This window comes from Bacillota bacterium, from assembly GCA_013314855.1.
Taxonomy (GTDB): Bacteria; Bacillota; Clostridia; order Acetivibrionales; family DUMC01; genus Ch48.
The window spans coordinates 1-19,303 of record JABUEW010000042.1 but is presented as its reverse complement, the minus strand read 5'-3'; the positions used below and the strand labels follow the sequence as shown (position 1 = coordinate 19,303).

The following is a 19,303-nucleotide window of genomic DNA, read 5'->3' as shown; positions in this document are numbered from 1 at the left end:
CTCCTTTATAAATTTATAATTTAAACTCTTTTTTGAGTTTAAACCTGGAATTAGATTAATACCCATACCCCTGCACCGAGTAATAAGCAAGGTTTGGCTGCCTTACATCAAGCCTCCCGAACACAGCAACAACAGGAATATTGCTATGTAAAGCCAATGAATATTGGCCTTTAGGTATTTGATACTGCCTATCTCCTATAGGTATGTCCAATCTAAAGCACTTTACTCTTTCGGCAGGTACTGTTATATTTATACCTTTCACCGGGTCTTTATCCTCAAAATAAATATCAATAGTTATGCTTGCGTCTTCTTCGTTCATATTGGTAACCATTAAAGCTTCATGTCCAAATGGTTCTTTGTCTCCGGCGGGAGGCAGATCCCCATCGGAAAAAACCCAGTTTCTTTTCCCTTTCTCTATACACATAGAACTATCTCCTTTTTCCTAGAAGTATTTTATCCATTTCTTCACTTAAGGGTACAGGTCCGCTTTCTGTAATTTCATAGCCTGTTTCAATCCTTAAACCGTTGAATTCAGGGTGTCCGAAAAAACTTACATCGACACATACTGTCATCCCAGGTTTCAGTTCATCAGTACTGTTAGGCCCGAAAAAGGGTGCTTCCGCTTCCATAATTCCAATTGTATGCGCAAAAGGACAGACAAGATATTTGAGATACCCAACTTTTTCAAAATATGCCCTGGCAGGCGCATCAATTTCTTTACCGATTTTACCTGGAATTAATTGCTGTTTTGTCAGGTACATGGCTTCTTTAACATGCTTCAGGCATTCTTCCTGGGAAGGTGTAAATTTCCCGCTTACAGGTAAAGTATCTCCAAACACTCCGCTATATCCTTTCCATCTAGGGGAAATTCCTAACATAACCATCTCGCCGGTTTCCATTATCTTGTCCATCGCTGTAGGAACCACTGCATTAGAGCGTTTTCCACTGCCTACAATAGTTTTAAAAGCAAATCCGTTAGCTCCTAATGCCCGTGCTGCCGCTTCTCCTGCTGCAGCTACTTCATATTCGGGTACACCAGGCTTGATTTTTTCTATCATTGCTTTATAGGAATAATGTGCCAATTTAAAAGCCTGCCTGATTTGCTCAATTTCCCATTTACTTTTTATGTATCTAAGTTTAAGGAAGTCACCTGTGATATCAATTAATTCTACTCCTTTGAAGTTCTCTGCTACTTCTTTATACACAGATACCGGCATTTGTTCTGCTCCAACCATTCCGACCCGTTTAATTTTTTTGCCTGAACTTATTTCATTAAATAACTCTTTAAAATTAATAATTATAGCATTTGGGTATTCTTCGTCAGGAACCATAAAGACGGGAAGATTTCTTGTCTCTTTTATTGCGCTGTCCTGTTTTGCGAAGGGTTCACTTTCAGGCCCTCCCAATATCATGGGTTCACCTTCTCTTGGAACTAATACTGCCCCACTTTCAAACTGGGGACACCATGCTGTAAGATACCATCCGTTTGCCAGGTTGAATTCATCATAATAGACAAATGCAAAATCAAGATCATTGTTTTCAAGGATTTCCTTTACTTTAGCAATCCTTTCACCATGTTCTTTAACATCATAATAAGCCATTACGTTTACCTCCTGTTAGAGTTGTGGTGTTTTGGAATTCCAGAGTTGTGCTTTTTTATTTTAATAGATATGTTGTTTTGAAATTCCCCCTTTCTCTAGTTTTATACGAAAAAATTTTTAAGCGTTTTAGCGACTTGATAATGCATTATACTTTTTACTGTTATAACTTACCTATATTCTGATAACGTTTGCATATTTATTTTATATAATATTCTATGCAAAGTCAATACTATTTGAAAATATTTTTGTTATTTTTGTAAAACATTCTAATATTCTAATAATCATATCCTGTCACATTTCTCAGTCTTTGCATAATAACAGGTTTTAGTTCTCAAAAGATACATACTTTATCTGATACCGTTTGCATAACTTAATAATCATTCGCAATACTTTTCATCATTCACCACTCCTAACAGGCCACATCTCATCATATTTTTCAAGCACTGAATAATAGTAGTCATAGTTTTCAACAGGTATATCTTCATCTATCGAATGAGTACCAATTATTACACCACCCTCTTTTGCAGCTTCAACAATTGCCTTTGTCTGTTTTTCTATCTCGGTTTTGGTACCACTTGACAGAGTATAAATATTGCACATTCCTCCAATTAAAGAAAGTCTATTTCCATATTTGGTCTTTACATCAGGAAGCCACATGCCTGTTGTAGGCGCCAGGCTTTGGATTCCGGTAAACCCTGCTTCTATAATTATGTCAAGCAAAGGTAGGCTATTTCCGTCGCAATGCAATATCACATTTTTAACTCCATTTTTCTTCCACGTGTCAATCATCTTTTTATAACACGGAAAAAATATTTTATAGAAGCTATTTGGTGAAAACAAGGGACCGGTTCTGCTGGAAAGCTCATCATACACCCATATGGCTGTATCTTTTGTACCTGTTATCTCTACAATGCTCAAACCAAGTTCTGTAGTAAAATCTGCAAGACGTCCTGCAAGATATTTGCAGTAAGGCTCATCTTCAGCAATATCCATTAGAAACTGTACCTCTCCCCTAAGTCTCGAACACCCCATATAAAGGCCTAATACACCTGATACTAATGCAAAACTTTCCTTGAACTTAGGCGGTATATCCATAAAAGCCTTTTGCCTGTTCTTATCCAGGGGAGATTCAAAGGGAGGTTCTTTGCCTTTTTCTTTAATTGCTACATCAACTTCCTTTTCAAAAAAAGCATTCTGCTTTTTATAAAGTATCCTCCCCCAACTATCCAACTCATAATAAGCACTGCCTTCTCTTTTAAGTATAACAGCTTTTGAATAATAAGGCCCATGCTGGTCTGCTATAACTGTCCCTATATCCACTTTGTTATAATAATCATAGATCCAGCTGTCATCAGGCATGTTTTTAGCCTTCCTCCATTTATCAATAAATCCAGGAAGAAAAATTTCATACCTTGGTATTCTATCTGTTCTTTTAAAATCTAGTGCATTAATAACCCTTTCTCTGCTAGTCATTTTTGCTCCTCCCTTTTCATGGTTCTTTTCTAATAACCTTCCTAATAATCATAGTCCAGTGCAAACATTGAAAATACTTCCAGCTTTGGTACCTTAAATTCAAGCCGGTTTTCGTAAATGCCATAATCCATGTTTTCTTCCTCCGGCAACTTAATGAGCCTTACAGGTATTTTCCCATCTAAAAAAATTCGTACCCATATTCCATCCACAGGAATATTAGGCAGGTCTTTCTGATAGTTAAGTACATTTATTATGTACCGTCTGTTCTCATCTTGATTAAATAGTGTTATTTCAACCGGTTTATACGCATTGGTTTCAAAACTAGCCGGTTTTGCAAAAAGATGTTTAATAATGTTTGCAAATACTTCCCTATGAGCTTCATGTTTTATGATTTCTAGTTTACCTGAAGAATAAATTACCCTTCCTCTACCATATCTGTTAAGCACCATTGAAGGAATATTGGTATCAATTCCCGGAGGGTTGCTTATAGCTGAAGAAAACCGGTTATTATCTTTCGGATTTGTGTACGGTAAACTAAGCTTTGCCAATACCTCCGGTTTACAATTTGTCCCATCTTCAACTCTTACTTTTATTTGTGTATCTGAAATCATCATGGGATACTTCTTCGAAAAACCTGTAAATAACTCCTGGCCACTTTCAGTTGGAGCCATATATGTGATATTTTCATCTGTTTCACCATTATATGAAACCCCAAACAGTTCTGCCAACTGAAAGTCACCGGTAGTGCTTCCGTCTTTGGTTAACAACGAAGTACGACCACTGGCATATATACTTCCTCCGTTTTGTACAAACTTTTTTAGTGCCTCTATCTCAGCTTGATCAAGCATAACAATATCAGATAATACAATTACTTGATATTCTTCCAATTCATTAAGATTTTTTGCAGTAACAACACCATAGGGAATATTATAATCTATTAATGTTTTTGCAATGTTATAGGTATTTTCAATTTGTTTTGTACCATACGATGCATCCTTTACATGTTTTCCATTATCATCAAAGTTTATAAAAGAAGAAAAGTCCATGTAGATTCCAACATCAAAGCATTGTTTGGCCGAAGGGTCCAGATATTTTTCATACGACTTTGTATTTCTAAATATATTACCCATTAATTTATAAACTTCACGGTTTATAGTACCTACAGGGTCTATAGCATCTATGAAAACAAAGGCCGCATTATTTGAAATTGAGGAATAAACTTGAGCTTCAAGAAGTTCTTTTTGTTTCAAAGTGGTGTGGTCTGTAAGGTCAGGACACCTGGAAGTCATAAACTCTATAGGTCTGTTTTCAGTAACTGAATTTAAGAATTTGCATATAAGAGACTGTTCCAGCGCTCCCGAGTAGAAATCACCGGCCAGGTAGTCACTTTGCTTAAAAAATCTGTAAGATGCGCCACCTGCCCACCCTGTAAGCCATGAGGCACATTGGTGTACTAATGAAATACCGGGTTTAATTTCCTTGGCTGTATTAGTAATCATTTCAGCAAACTCAGCCATCCATTCTTCCCTTTTTCTCTGGAATGTAACCCAGTTCTTGTCTTTCCAATCAATTGTATAAGGAATTTCCATGCCTGTCTCTTCGTAATACCTTTTCTTGCAATGTGGGCAATAGCATACCATACCGATCCACCCTATCATGTCTATCCACATTCCATCAAATTCGTAGTTACTGCAAAGGTCTTCTATTTGGGCTTTTACATAATCCCTAAAAGGGGAATTGGGACAGCATACTCCATACCTGGCGCCTCTCTCAACCATCATTCCTTTTCCTTCCCAATCTCTGATGCGCCAATCAGGATATGTATCGTAAGCCCATCTTGACCATATATTGAAGTATACAACAACATTCAAACCTCTTTTTTTGCACTCTATTATAGTTTCTTTTAATATGTCCTTTCCTTTCAGGCTTTTATGCATATGCCCCACCTTTGTCGGCCAGTAGCAGTTCCCGAGGCAAGAACCCGAATATATTATTGCTGTATCAACATCAGCCAGTTTTAACATTTCTGCGTAAGTTTCAGGATTAAATCCACTTAAAAACCTTTCGTCCCAATCGGCAATATGCATATCAATCAAATTACGCCTGAAACTTTTTTTAAACCACATATTCCCCATGTCCACATTAACTCCCCCAATTCAATTATTTTTTGCGTAATAGTTTAGATATTTTTTGCGTAGATACTCGCAGTTAATAACCTTTTCCTGCAAATCCCGTGGTGTATAATAATAATGGTTGCTGGCTTCATAACCTATCCTGGAGTCCCGTTTTACAATACCATAAAGCATTTTTGCCAGTTCTATTTCTTCATCAATTACACTTATAATTTCATCTATAATGCCGGTAAGCGGGATGTTCACCGCTTCTCCTGCCTGATTAGCTCCATCCAGTCCTTCTGCCTGCAATAATTTATTCCTCAACCGCACAAATTTAATTTGAAGGTATGTGCTTCTGAAGTGGCAGTATGCGGCAGAGGATACGGACTCCAGTTCATTTATATAATTTAACCTTATGGCATAGGCACTATTAATACCATTAGCATTGCTGCTGTCATCATCACTGTCATTGTTATTATCACTATCATTATCATTGTTACTATCATTATCATTCTTATTAATACTTGATTTCGCCTTGCTTATAAATTCAAGCCCATCCTTCCACTTTTCGCTCAGCTTGCGGAACTGCTCTTCAAATATGTCTTCCGGATAAATTGAACGCCACCTTTCAAGGTCATCATAGGGGTATCCTATCATTGTAGCTCTGTATCCTGTGGGCTTTTCGAATAAAAGGTTCATGGGCCCGTAGTTCTGAGGCGCAGTATAAACAACCCCTATATTGAATGGAAATTCCCTAAAGGCATTGCTGAAAGTACTCCAGACTTTTACAATGTAAGGAGCTGCTTTTTCTCCAAATTTTTGTATGGCAAACTGAAGTCTTGCATTTTCTTGATATTCTGTATGTTCTGTATCTATTGATGAGCCATCATTCGTAACTGGTGCTCCGGTACTAGCAGGTGGATCTAAATATATTATTTCTTCTTCCCAGTAGAGTTGTGAAGCAAATTCTAAGTTTAGAGATGGATATCCACCTAAAGTCCAGCTTAGCATCAATCCATTTACACCTGAATTACTTAGATTGTTAATATGCTTCTCAACTAAATCCATTACTGGTAAATATGGTACTGCAGAGCATTCCCAGGTATTGTTAAACTGAACTTTTGCAACTGTTTTATGGCCTAAAGCAGCTGCCTTTCTCCAATTTCTTACAGCCCTTTCCCCAGGTCCGGGTATCGACATAGTATAGTCAATAACTTCTCCTTTAACACCGGAAATATTTGTAGGCATTGCCTCTTCACTGGTACACATTACCATTACATTATCATTTAGCAAAGAAATAGCTTCATCAGACCACTGGGGATGCCATCCCCATGTCCAGGCTATTACCCGGGCGTCAGGTTTTATACTGTGTGCACCTTCAGCAATTAAATTGTTTACTTCAGCAATTACCTCAGCTTGTGAGCGCTTCGAACAGATAGGGCAATCAGGTTTGTTCCCGGCAAAAGTATGAGAGTAACAGTTGGTATGATTTTCCGACATGGTTATTGTAAAAACACCAGCCAAGTCGGGAACCTCACTAAACAATCTTGCTGTTCCGGTCCGAAGATAATCTTGAATATCCTCATGTGAGGTACAAAGGGATGTTAATCCATGAAAAGTGGAACCCTTCCATTCAGGATGCTCCTTAAAGAATTCCTCCGGCATTGCCCTGGGCTCATTAAGATACAAATATACCCCGATACCATAATCTCCTGCTCTTTTAACAATATTCCTAAGCCCTTCTATCCTCTTTTCCCAGCCTGTTGATAATTCCGGTGCTTTTTTCCATGGAACAAGACTGTATAGTACGCCTTGGAGCCATATACCGTTAATACCAAGTTCCGAAAGGCAGGAAAGCAAGCCATCAGGATAAGGATTGATTTCCGGGTCCAAAAGGGGATCTCCATAAACCGCAAAGTAAGAATAAATGTATCTCAAATCAAAACGAGTTTTACGTTTAATTATACCTTTTTTAATTGATAAGCATCCATTTGCGTCCACTTCTTTAGCAACCCACTGTAATCCTCTTAGAAGACCCACTTCATCTACAGCTGTTATATATACTTTGTTATGGTTAATTTCTATTGTATGGCTCTCTGACTTAAGATTCGGATCTGTTTTAATGTCAAGGACTATTTCATTATTTTTTTCATCATTATTATTTTCATTATTATTGTTGCCATTTTCTGAAGCCCTTGCCAGCCTAATTCGCCAATTATTTCCCATTATTTTTTGAAACCTGCTAATGAAAGTATTAACCCTAGTATTATCCTTTTGTAGATTTAAATCTGTACCTTTGTCAAAGTCTTTATCTAAAATAAATCTATTTAGGAAATCAAAGGCCTCCATATCCGTAAACTGTTTTTGTGGAAAGTGTTTTGCCAGTATTTCTCTAATCTCCTTTGTTCGTTCTTTTTCTTCAATAGAAAGAGGCCTGTATGTCACTTCATCTAAATCAGGTTTGAAAGAGCCTAGTTTTATGTACAGGAAGTCATCTTCTTTGAGTGTATATTTCAGTTTTTCATCACTCCATGCTAAAAGTGTAAGTATCTGTTTATATGTAAGCAAGTGCCAGTTTGCCCGTATAATTGTAATGTAACCCCTCTCCAGCCAATATTTATTAATACTGGGCGGGATAACTAAACCCATATCTTCTGCAAGATTTAAAATGTTTCGTTCATCGGTCTTTAATACTTGAGCTAACCGTTCAACGGGAACCATTCCCCAATTTCTCCAGATTACAGCTTGTTGTCTGGTAGGAAAATGTGGGAACTCTACTGCTCTGATATTATCTTCCTGTGGAAATCCTATTGCCATACATACAATCCCCCTTATATATTAAAATTTAGTAAATTTTCATTCTTCTTTCTTTGCAACTAAGCTGTTATATTAAATAATAATCAAGTAGTTTGCGTTTCATCTCATGACTGAAGTCAAGAGTGTTCACGCAAACAAATTTTAAATAATTTCCTGACATCGTTTGCAGATATTATTATAACATATACGATATAAAAATAAAATAACCTTTTAAAATTTTTATATGAGCAAGGTGCAGCAAGGAAATATCATGTTCTGAGAGAGATGTTTTATTTGTTTTATCTTTGTCTCACCTTTTCCCTGCATTTCTGCGTTATACTTTCGCCTCTTTCTTATGACACCGTTTGCAAATCACATTATAACAAATCATAATTATAACAAATCACATAACAAATCTTTTTATTGACATGCTGGAACTTCTATATTACAATTACACTGACATTATTTATACTGACCGGTCAGTTAAATAACTATTTTTGTGAACAAGGTCAATAAATAATTGGAATAAATTTAGCCAATAATTGAGGTAAATTCATATGTTAACGGCAGGTGATTGTTTTGAGTAGACAAAAAATATTAGATGCAGCAGTATCGGTTTTTTCAAAATCAGGCTACCATAAGGCCAGCATGGATGAAATAGCTAATGCCGCAGGGGTTGCAAAAGGTACTCTCTATTATAACTTTCCCAGTAAGGCCGAATTATTTAAAGCGCTGGTAACAGAAGGATTGGATTTTATAATAAATGAGGTTCAAAAAGAGATTAATAGTAATCTGCCCATTAATGAGCAACTAAAAAGAGTGTTGGATAAAAATATTGATTTATACTTGCAGTATAGCGAACTTGCCACTATTTTTCTAAATGAGATTACAAGCGGTCTGGATGAAGAAATCATCTCGGAAATTACCCAACTGAAGGAAAGGTATTTAAAGTTTATTGCGAATTTGCTGAAAGAAGGTAATAAATACGGAATAATAGTTCCTGCAAATTATGAACTGGTTGCGGCAGGCATAATAGGTATGCTTGACAGTTCATGCAAATATTATCTTAAGAATAAAGACAAGTATGAGCTGACAGAAATAAGAGATTCCATGTTTAAAGTAATATTTTCCGGTTTAATGGAAAAGTAAAATAAAAGTGGTGCGAACAGATTAATTTCCTTATACACAAAATACAACAAAAAGAAAACACCCTGAGTTGTACAAGTTAAAAATTGGAACAATTACCATTGAAGAATAGTCTTAATAATAGTATGATAGCTATATAAGACGAATATAGCGGAACGGGGGATTTTATGAATCTTAAAGATATGTTTAAAAACAAAAAATTAGTCATCAGTGTTGCCGTCATCACTGTTATTTCCATACTTATAATAACTTCATTGGTAATACCAAATCTGCTGTCCGGCAGGACTTCTTCGTCATATAGTCAGGGAGATACTTATGCTGACAGTAATAATGACAATCTCTATTTAAAAATTGATGGTGCTATTGACATTGTTCCAATGGTGGCAGACAGCACAGGAGTTGATGTAAATTCCGATTTTAAAATTCTATGTGAAAATAAACAATCCAAATCGTTTTTTCAAAAAGCTTTAACCATCACTCCGCAGCAGGCTTATGAGATTAAAGAGGTTTCGGATAAGGAATTTCACATCAATTTTAGTAATGCTCTAAAACCCAACACTATCTATAAAATCAGCTTAACATCCGGTTACAATTATTCATGGGCGTTTCAAACAAAAACATCATTTGGACTGGTCAGAACATTGCCTCGTGACCGAAGCACCTATGTACCTGTAGATTCAGGCATAGAATTAAGCTTTACTCATGAAGGTGTGGAAAACATTGAACAATATTTCGAAATAACACCCAAAGTCAACGGAAGATTCCAACAGTACCGCAAAACAGTAGTCTTTATGCCGGAAAAGCTGGATTATGGTACCATATATACTGTTACTGTAAAAAAAGGACTGAGGCTTAAGGGTAGTGATGAAACCCTCCCCGAAGATTATACTTTTACATTTGAGACACGCAAATCACCTGAACAGGAAAACACTGAGTACCTCAGTTTTACAGACATACTTTATAACTTTACCCCACAGGTTGAGCCCATACTTGAGGTATATGCAAGCCAGGACTTTAAAGACCAGGATATTTCAGTAGAGGTATATAAATATTCAAATGTGGATGATTTGCTGGAAAACCTGAAGCAATATGACACGCCTGCTTATCGAGTATTCATCAGAAACAGCAGCCTCAAGTTTGATACCAGCAAGCTGCAAAAGATAAGTGAATTCAGCACCAGAGTTATAAATAATAGCGGTAACTACTGGTACGGAAGTTTTATAGTATTCCCTTCAAATTTGTCGGAAGGTCACTACCTGATAAGCGTAAAATCTAAAAATGCAACATATCAAACTCATATTCAGGTAAATGATATGGCTGTATATGTTATGGCAGGGTCACATGAAAGCCTTGTATGGGTTAACAGTTCCAGCACTGGTAAGCCGGTGGAGGGAGCTTCGATATCCTTGGTACCTCTGACATCTCAGGCATCTCAAACACCTCAAACATCTCAGACATCACAGACATCACAGACATCTTTGACATCTGATAAAATTCAGCCGGTAAAAACCGGTAAGGATGGTGTTGCAGTAATACCGGAGAAGGTATTCAAGGACTCGAATGAGTTGAAAGCCCTAAAGAGCCCAGAAAACCAGATGTTGTTCTTTACTATTTCGAAAGATGATGGCCCGGTTTTCCTGGCACCTCTTTCATATTATACCTGGCAATATTTTGATTACAATTATTCCGTTTCCAAAAGTGCACTAAAGTATTGGACATACCTGTACACTGATCGAGGTTTATACCTCCCTGATGACACTGTACAAATCTGGGGCATAGTAAGGCCGAGAATTGGAGGGGATTTACCTTCTAAGGGCACACTTTATTTACATCGTGCAGAGTATACATATGGGACAGACTATGCTTATATGGAAAATTCAACCTTATCGGAGATTTTAAGCAGGGAAATAGACATATCCGAGGCTGGCACTTTCAAAAGCAGCATGGAACTGTCCAATCTTAATCCGGGCAGTTATTTTATCCGGCTTAAATTGGGAGATGAAACAGTTATTCAGAAATATTTTGACGTAAGACAATACACAAAACCTGCCTATAAGGTTGATATTACTCCGGATAAAAAAGTAATGTTCGAGTGGGAAAAGTTAAGTGTGGATATCCAGGCCAGCTTTTTTGAAGGCTCACCCGTATCAGGTATGGACTTAAGATACTCGTACTACACTACCTGGGATACCCGTAAAGAAGGAAATATAGTTTGTGATGAAAATGGTAAAGCCGGTTTGGATATAATACCTTTATCTACCGTTAATTCATGGCATCCTCTCACTCTAAACATAAATATTAACAACGCAAAAGCAGAGGAAGAGGAAATTTATTCTTACAGCAATGTCATGGTTTTCCCGAGAGATACAATGATAGAGGTAAATGCTTCTTCCAAAAACCAGGCAGGGCTGATAGAGGTTAAAACAAACCGCATAGAGCTGGAGAAACTTAAAACGCAATCAGACTTTTGGTATAATGTAGACCAATACCGGGGAGACACAACGGATATCCCTTTAAAAATACGAATTTACAAGCAGCACTGGGACCGTGAAGAAATAGGCCAGTATTATGATTTTATCAATAAGAAGGTACAGAAAAAATACCGTTATTTTGAAGTTAAAAATCTCCTGCAGGAGTTTAGTGCCAATACATTAAACGGCAAATACTCTTATGAATTTCCAATTGAGGAAAATGAAAATTACATTATCGAGGTTGAGAGTGTCGATTCGAGGCAGAAATCCATTGTGGAAACAGTATATTTATATAGATATGCTCAACCTCAGGATGGAAATATTGATAGATATTCTATTAACACAGAAAACAATAATGCAAAATTTAAGTTGGGAGATACGGTAAGTTTAGCTGTTAAAAAGAACAATCTTGAGTTGCCCGCTATGCCAAACAACCGTTTCCTGTACATGACTCTCAAAAATGGAATACTCTCATATACCGTGGTAAGTGAACCCAACTTTAACTTTAACTTTACAAAAGATTATATACCTAATATATATGTAAAGGCAGTATATTTTGATGGTAAAAATGTATTTGATGCGGGAAACAAGCTGATTGGCTATGATTACAAAGAGAAAGAATTGAAAATTGATGTGAAAACAGATAAGCAGGAGTACCGGCCTGGCGACACCGTACAACTGGAGATCGATGTAAAAGATGCGCAGGGAAACCCATGCATAAGCGAAGTAAACTTAAGTGTTGTAGATGAGGCTTTTTTTGCTGTTTATAACCAGCAAGTGGATACCCTTGCCGCCCTGTATCAATATTGCTTTAACTCAGGAATACTTTCGGAATATTTATCTTATAAACCTTTAAATATTAATTTTGGCGCACCGGAAATGGGAGGGGAAGGCGGAACTCAATCCGTCAGGTTCATATTTAAGGATAATGCCTTTTTTGGCACTATTAAAACAGACAACAATGGTAAAGGAAAAACAAGCTTCAAACTGCCGGATAACCTTACATCCTGGAGAATTACTTTTCAGGGGGTCGCTTACCAGAAGACGAGCGATGATTTGAAAGCCGGAAGCGGCAAAATTAATATTCCTGTAAAACTGCCTTTTTTTGTTGATGTAATATTTAATAATGTTTTTATGGATGGAGATACAGTTGCCATATCTGCCAGAAGCTTCGGCACGCATCTCGAAAGCGATAAAAAAGTAGAGTATACTGTTTTGCTTGAAAAGAAGGCTGATATTAGTAAAGATAGCAAACAGAAATATACAGATGAGAAAACTAATCAAGCAGATAAGAAAACTTATCAAGCAGAAGGTATTGGCAATAGTTTGACAAACATAGAATTAGGAAAACTGGAAGAAGGCTATTATTCCGTTACAGTAAGTGCAAAGCAGGGTAAATACAACGATGCAATAAAAAGGGATTTCAAGGTAGTAAAAAGCTTGCTGGAAGCAAGTAAACTAGAGTACTACAAGCTTACAGACAGTTTAAAACCGGCAGGCGGGAAGTCTCTTACCACTCTTTCATTCTATAACGAAGGAACATCAACCTATTATAACTCTCTGCTTTCATTGCTGTATAGCTGGGGGGAGCGTGTCGACCAGAAGCTTTCCGGAAAAATTGCAAGTGAATTAATTAAAAAACATTATGGAGATGGAGAAGAAATGAGATGGGTAGAAAACCCGGAAGACTATCAATTGGAATCATATCAGCAATATGACGGAGGGATTGCGCTGCTTCCCTATGACAGCAGCAATCCTGAAATAACCGCAAAAATCAGTTCTTTAAACAACTCCATCTCCTATGATTTATTTGACAAAACAGCGATGAAGTGGTACTTTTATAAAACCCTCGAAAACACCAATGTTACCGCGGAAGATGCTGCAGCTTCCCTCTGGGGATTGGCAGCACTAAACGAGCCGGTTTTAATTGATATTGAAAATCTGCTGAACGCAGACCTGCAGTCTGATACACATCCTGATGAACTATCAAATATAGGAATCAAAGAAAAACTGTACCTCGGCATTGCTCTTGCTGAACTTGGCAGTTTGAATGAAGCGCGGAATGTTTACAACGATATAATCAATCAACATGGAGTAACAAACAGCCCATATGTATATATTGACTCCAAAGCCGGCAGGGATGATACTATTGAACTTACCTCCCTGTGCTCTGTTCTTGCTGCTAAAATCAATGCACCTGAAAAGGACGATTTATTTAAATATGTACAGGACAACTCCACACGGTATATCCTTAATAATATAGAAAGGTTGATATATGTTACCCACATGACTCCTGACACCAACCAGGCAGGCAGTTTTACAGTAGAGGTAAACGGGCGGAAAGAGAATGTATCACTGGATAAAAACAAAGTATTCAAGCTTGTGCTTACACCTGAAGCTTTGCAAAACATAAAATTTTCCAATATCACAGGTGATGTTTCCGTAACCTCAAGCTATACAGCACCGATAACGGATTTCGCGGAAGATGCTAATGAACTGGTAAAAATAAAAAGAATGTACAGTGTAGATGGTGCAACACAATCGAGTTTCAACCAATCCCAGCTGATCAAAATCACCCTGGAGCCTGAGTTTTCAGAAACCGCTCCCGACGGCTATTACGAGATTACAGATATTCTTCCTGCCGGATTACGGTATGTTTCAGCCGCCAACCAATTTGACCAGAAGTGGTATCCTGTGGAAAGAAATGGGCAGAAGGTAGTATTTGGATTCTATTATAATAAAAACAGCAAATACCGGGAAAGAAGCATTAGCTACTATGCGCGGGCAGTAACACCGGGACAATTTACAGCTGATTATACGTATATGAAGCATAGTCTTAGTGATATTTGTGGGTTTGCTGAAAAGGTACAGGTGGAGATAAAAAAAGTAGGTGAATAATGGTGAATAATAATGAAATACATTAATAAACATTTTATTATATTTGTTATAATAACCGGATTATGTATGATACTGCTACTTTCCGGAGCATATTATCGTACTGTAATTTATGATGCCTCAATCCAGCCGATATTCGGGTACAGTGTCTCAAGCCAGCCGATATTTGAGCGCTGGCAAAATACGTTCTTCCTTCGTTTGTCATCTATTTCATCTAATATTCAGGGTAACAGGAATGCTGTGCCTGGAGCCTCGTTTAAACAACAGCCCCACCTGCAAAATAATCTGCAGGTAAGTGCTAAAAGGCTTCAATGCAGATACTATTGTGAAAAAGAGTTTAATCAGTCAGTAGACAGTGCGCAATCAGTTGATATAAATGCTAAAGAGTTAAGCGATAGTGGATGTCCGGCGGAAATAAAAGGCGGCATCGTACCCCACCATCTCATTGCCGGGGGAATGATTGCTTCTTTTTTTAAGACAATATCGGCTGAACAATTTGAAGTGGTGGTGGTGATAGCACCCAACCACAAAGGAACAGGAGTAAAAACAGTACATACCGGAAACTGGAGCTGGCAGACTCCCTTTGGTATATTGGAAGCGGATACGGATGTTGTGAACTCGCTGATAGATTCAAAAATAGCAGACATGAATTTTGATTTACTCCAGGATGATCACTCTATCGCAGGTTTGGTCCCCTACATCAAGTATTATATGCCTGACAGTAAAATCGTACCAATCATGCTGCATGGAAATTTTGGATTGCAGAAAGCCCAAAAACTTGGCCAAAACCTTCATGAAAAACTTGAAAAGGAACATAAAAAAAGTGTGATAATTGCTTCTGTTGATTTTTCTCATTATCTCCCTCTTGAGAAAGCTGAGCAAATGGATGAGATATCAATTAAAGCTATAGAAAACAGGGATATTAATCTGATTCAACATTTTAATAATGACTATATGGACTCTCCGCCTTCCATTATCGCCCTGCTTTCAGCTATGGATGCGTCAGGTGCTGAATATATGAAAATTCTTGGCCATAGCAATTCGGATAGAATTACATGCGCAAGAAGCAGTGAGACGACAAGTTACTTTACAGTTGTTTTTTGCAGTGAGCGAAACTGACAGGTTGAAAAACCAAAATAAATGTGGTGCGGACAAAGGGACTTGAACCCATACGGCTGTAAACCACTGGATCCTAAATCCAGCGCGTCTGCCAATTCCGCCATGTCCGCACAACTACAGCAATGCATTTTATATACTAGCATATGAGCTGTAGAAATTCAATAGGCTATGTTAAATTTTTTATTGTTCCTATTCTTCCTTTGCTTCTTCCTTTGCTTCTTCCTTCTTGGCCTCTTTAGGCATACTTATACCTACAACATTTACATTTACTTCCGCCACTTTTAGTCCAGTCATATCTTCAATGGCTGCTCTTACAATATTCTGTACATCCTTTGCTACCATATGGATTCTGCATCCATATTCTACTACTATCGAGAGAAATACCTTCACTGCATTTCCAAGAGTCTCTACCCTAACTCCTTTTCCTAAGTTTTTCTTGCCAAGAATTCCTGCCAATCCATCGGTAAATCCACCACTCATCGATGCAACACACCGTACTTTGGAAGCCTCTATTCCGGCTATGGTTTCTATTACCTCATCCACAATTTTTAATTTGTCCTCATGTAGTTCTTCTTCAATAACTACTTCATTAATTAAATCTTCAGTCATATAAAAACCTCCTTACTTGATTATCCTTGATTATTCATTACTTAATTATTCATCCCACTCTCTGGTTATTCCCAACCCCTCAGTTTTTCCATTTGGGAATTTAAAACTCTGCATTACTTGGGGTCCTGGGAAATGGAATTACATCCCTTATATTGCTCATACCTGTTATATACATTATTGCCCTTTCAAAACCCAAACCAAACCCTGCATGCCTTGTACCCCCGTATTTTCTTAAGTCGAGGTACCACCAATAGTCTTCCCTGTCCAGTCCAAGTTCATCCATCCTTTTTTCCAAATATTCAAGCCTTTCTTCCCTTTGGCTTCCTCCTATTATCTCACCTACACCCGGTACTAAAAGGTCCATAGCAGCCACTGTTCTGTTGTCATCGTTCAACCTCATGTAAAAAGCTTTGATATCTTTTGGATAATCTGTTACAAATACAGGTTTTTTGAACACTTTCTCGGTAAGATACCTTTCATGCTCTGTTTGTAGGTCCTTGCCCCATTCTACCGGGTATTCAAAAGCTTCATTGGCCTTCTTGAGCATATCCACTGCTTCAGTGTATGTTATGTGCCCAAAATCAGAATTAATAACATTGTCTAATCTTTCAAAAAGGTTTTTATCAATAAAGCTGTTAAAAAACTCCATTTCTTCAGGAGCATATTCCAGGGCGTAACTAATTATATATTTTATCATGTCTTCTGCAAGTTCCATGTCCTCCTTAAGACCTGCAAAAGCAATTTCCGGTTCTATCATCCAGAATTCCGCTGCGTGCCTGGGAGTGTTGGAATTCTCCGCCCTGAAGGTAGGTCCAAAGGTATATATGTTTCTAAAGGCCATACAATATGCCTCTCCGGCCAATTGTCCGCTGACAGTAAGTCCTGTTTTCCTGCCGAAAAAATCTTTTGAGAAATCCACCTTACCTTCTTCATTTAAAGGTAAATTCTCCGGATCAAGTACCGATACCCGGAACATTTCACCTGCACCTTCACAATCACTTGAGGTTATAATAGGCGTGTGGACATAAACAAAATCCCTCTCTTGGAAGAACTTGTGTATAGCGTAAGCTACAAGGGATCTTACCCTGAATACTGCCGAAAAAGTATTAGTCCTTGGCCTTAAATGGGCTATTGTTCTTAGAAACTCAAATGAATGCCTCTTTTTTTGCAAAGGATAGTCCGGCGACGAAAGCCCTTCTATTTCAACCTTACTTGCTTTAAGCTCAAAGGGCTGCCTTGCGTTAGGGGTTTCTACAATTTCACCTTCCACTATTACTGAGGCTCCGGATGAAAGCTTTGTCACTTCATCAAAATTATCTATTACATCTCTTTCAAAAACAACCTGAAGATTTTTAAAAAAGGAGCCGTCATTCAGCTCTATAAAGCCTACCGCTTTTGAATCCCTAAGGGTGCGTACCCATCCTGAAACCGTTACAGGTTTGCCAATATATTCCTTAGTGTTCCTATATAGTTGTTTTATGGTTACCTTTATCATTTCCATCCCCCGTATTAATTTTCACCCACTGTTTTTCTCTTGGCTAGCTTTATTTACTTTATTATATACCATTAGCTTACTTTTAATATACCATTACTGTACTTTGTTTTCAATATAGTTATTTGAAAGTATAACTTATTTGAAAACAGATACCAATTACCGTTAAAGGAACTGGAAATCAGGACTCTAATCAGCGCTCTCATGAAATCATTAACATTAGCGGCAACCAAACCATAATTGCTCTTATCCTGTAAGTAAGAAAATGCTATATTTATACTCATAGTTTTTTCTTAAATTATTTCCAGATAATCCCTATCAGGCAATTTCGGGAAGGGAGCAACTGGAAGAGTCTGATACCAATAAGCTACTGAAGATATATCGTCCTGTAACGGTAAATACCTTCCATCCGACCTCCAGCCAAGCGCCTGTATTGTGACTCTAATGTCTTCTTCAAACCTTATGGGGTCCATAATGTGCCACCTGTAAAGTCCAAACCTGGTTTGAGACCTGTAAAGACCATCCGGCCTTATTACCTGTACCAAGCCTGAATATGGAGTAGTAAACTCCTGGTATTGGCGAATAGCCTTATTTTCAAAATTATATGAACCGCAAAAATAATCTTCTGTTCCTGTGCCGCAAATGGTAGGAAACTTCTTGTCACCGTCAATATAGAACTTTATCTCTCCTTCTCCCCACCATCCGTTATTATTTACTCCCCAGGCCATATATGTTCCTACATAATGCCCATGTCCTTTAACACCATCCAGTATTGTATACACTTCCTTATAAGGTAGGGGATTGACCCGCCTGAATTGAGCGTGAAAATATGCAGCATCTTCAGGAACATCAGTAATGGTATAATCTATTTGATAATACAACACCATATCTTCATCCGCCCTGTTGGTCATTGTCATCTTGCATCTTTTCCTAAAAGGCATTTCCCAGTAACAATTCAATGCGCTACCCGGGTTAACGCATACAGCAAGGGATGAAATTTGTGCATATTCATTCCATCCACAAGCAAAAAAGTCACCTACAGGACATTCTACAGAAGGAAGCTCACTATCATCCCAGTATATCCTTAATATACTATTCCTCCATTTACCTCCAGGAGTCATCCAAATATGCTGAATTGCTCCGGAACCTTCAATATCAGCCAGTACAAAGGTCTCTCCGGCTTTAATAATTACATATGGGTTGACTTTCCAACCCTGCCCTAAATCCCTTGCAGCTCTTGAAGAAACACCCTCAATTGCCATGCCGCCTTTGCCCTTTTCTCCTGTAAAATTCTCTGCACTAATAGAGCGGGTTTTGGCTTTAGATAACCTTGAAAGATTTCCAAGATTCATGTTTAATCCATTAAAAGTACTCATAAATTCAGAGATGAAGCACGAATTTAAAAGAAAGAGAAAACAAGAGTTATAGAGAGTAGCAAAAAAATATTTTCGCAAAACCGAGTTGGACACGTACAAGATTAGTATTGTATAGTAGACTTGGGGGAGGTAGGTAATCAAGTCATGAACAATACTAATAGAACATTTTCAGGTAGGACATTTAGTCCTGAAGATATAGAAATGATAAAAT

Annotated in this window: 11 protein-coding genes and 1 tRNA gene; 3 read left to right on the top strand and 9 right to left on the bottom strand. The window is 37.7% G+C overall.

The window, feature by feature from the left end; all coding sequences use genetic code 11:
* Positions 1-55: 55 nt before the first annotated feature.
* From HPY74_09050 to HPY74_09030, 5 genes are all read right to left on the bottom strand, one after another.
* A complete protein-coding gene (locus HPY74_09050) occupies positions 56-424 on the bottom strand; it encodes a sensory rhodopsin transducer (protein ID NSW90798.1) in 369 nt (122 codons plus the stop codon).
* 4 nt (positions 425-428) lie between these two features.
* Positions 429-1,601, bottom strand: a complete 1,173-nt coding sequence (locus HPY74_09045) for an aminopeptidase P family protein (GenBank protein NSW90797.1) — start codon at positions 1,599-1,601, stop codon at positions 429-431.
* A 396-nt stretch (positions 1,602-1,997) separates the two neighbouring features.
* Entirely contained in the window at positions 1,998-3,074 is a 1,077-nt protein-coding gene (locus HPY74_09040) for a hypothetical protein (GenBank protein ID NSW90796.1), read from the bottom strand.
* Between the two features lie 41 nt (positions 3,075-3,115).
* A complete protein-coding gene (locus HPY74_09035) occupies positions 3,116-5,215 on the bottom strand; it encodes an alpha-L-fucosidase (GenBank protein ID NSW90795.1) in 2,100 nt (699 codons plus the stop codon).
* Positions 5,216-5,230: 15 nt separating this feature from the next.
* Positions 5,231-8,005 carry a hypothetical protein gene (locus HPY74_09030; GenBank protein ID NSW90794.1) on the bottom strand — a complete coding sequence of 925 codons (2,775 nt, stop codon included), beginning with the start codon at positions 8,003-8,005 and terminating at the stop codon, positions 5,231-5,233.
* A 558-nt stretch (positions 8,006-8,563) separates the two neighbouring features.
* On the opposite strand from HPY74_09030, the gene HPY74_09025 reads away from it, so the two are divergent.
* The 3 genes from HPY74_09025 (at position 8,564) to amrB (ending at position 15,615) form a co-directional block, all read left to right on the top strand.
* Complete coding sequence (locus HPY74_09025; protein ID NSW90793.1) at positions 8,564-9,133, top strand: TetR/AcrR family transcriptional regulator; 570 nt, start codon at positions 8,564-8,566, stop codon at positions 9,131-9,133.
* Positions 9,134-9,297: 164 nt separating this feature from the next.
* Complete coding sequence (locus HPY74_09020) at positions 9,298-14,499, top strand: Ig-like domain-containing protein (GenBank protein ID NSW90792.1); 5,202 nt, start codon at positions 9,298-9,300, stop codon at positions 14,497-14,499.
* 12 nt (positions 14,500-14,511) lie between these two features.
* Entirely contained in the window at positions 14,512-15,615 is a 1,104-nt protein-coding gene (gene amrB / locus HPY74_09015; protein NSW90791.1) for an AmmeMemoRadiSam system protein B, read from the top strand.
* A 24-nt stretch (positions 15,616-15,639) separates the two neighbouring features.
* On the opposite strand, the gene HPY74_09010 is transcribed toward amrB, so the two are convergent.
* From HPY74_09010 to HPY74_08995, 4 genes are all read right to left on the bottom strand, one after another.
* Positions 15,640-15,725: transfer RNA gene (locus HPY74_09010), tRNA-Leu, on the bottom strand.
* A gap of 79 nt (positions 15,726-15,804) precedes the next feature.
* Positions 15,805-16,224, bottom strand: coding sequence for an Asp23/Gls24 family envelope stress response protein (locus HPY74_09005; GenBank protein NSW90790.1), 420 nt, complete (start codon positions 16,222-16,224; stop codon positions 15,805-15,807).
* Positions 16,225-16,324: 100 nt separating this feature from the next.
* Positions 16,325-17,719, bottom strand: coding sequence for an asparagine--tRNA ligase (gene asnS, locus HPY74_09000; protein ID NSW90789.1), 1,395 nt, complete (start codon positions 17,717-17,719; stop codon positions 16,325-16,327).
* A 290-nt stretch (positions 17,720-18,009) separates the two neighbouring features.
* On the bottom strand, positions 18,010-19,092 hold the full coding sequence (locus HPY74_08995; protein ID NSW90788.1) for a DUF2961 domain-containing protein: 1,083 nt from the start codon (positions 19,090-19,092) through the stop codon (positions 18,010-18,012).
* Between the last annotated feature and the right edge of the window lie 211 nt (positions 19,093-19,303).

Coding starts and splice junctions, on each gene's coding strand:
- HPY74_09045 (NSW90797.1), bottom strand. CDS start 1,601: ATGGCTTATTATGATGTTAAAGAACATGGTGAAAGGATTGCTAAAGTA.
- HPY74_09005 (NSW90790.1), bottom strand. CDS start 16,224: ATGACTGAAGATTTAATTAATGAAGTAGTTATTGAAGAAGAACTACAT.
- HPY74_09040 (NSW90796.1), bottom strand. CDS start 3,074: ATGACTAGCAGAGAAAGGGTTATTAATGCACTAGATTTTAAAAGAACA.
- asnS (NSW90789.1), bottom strand. CDS start 17,719: ATGATAAAGGTAACCATAAAACAACTATATAGGAACACTAAGGAATAT.
- amrB (NSW90791.1), top strand. CDS start 14,512: ATGAAATACATTAATAAACATTTTATTATATTTGTTATAATAACCGGA.
- HPY74_09050 (NSW90798.1), bottom strand. CDS start 424: ATGTGTATAGAGAAAGGGAAAAGAAACTGGGTTTTTTCCGATGGGGAT.
- HPY74_08995 (NSW90788.1), bottom strand. CDS start 19,092: ATGAGTACTTTTAATGGATTAAACATGAATCTTGGAAATCTTTCAAGG.
- HPY74_09030 (NSW90794.1), bottom strand. CDS start 8,005: ATGGCAATAGGATTTCCACAGGAAGATAATATCAGAGCAGTAGAGTTC.
- HPY74_09020 (NSW90792.1), top strand. CDS start 9,298: ATGAATCTTAAAGATATGTTTAAAAACAAAAAATTAGTCATCAGTGTT.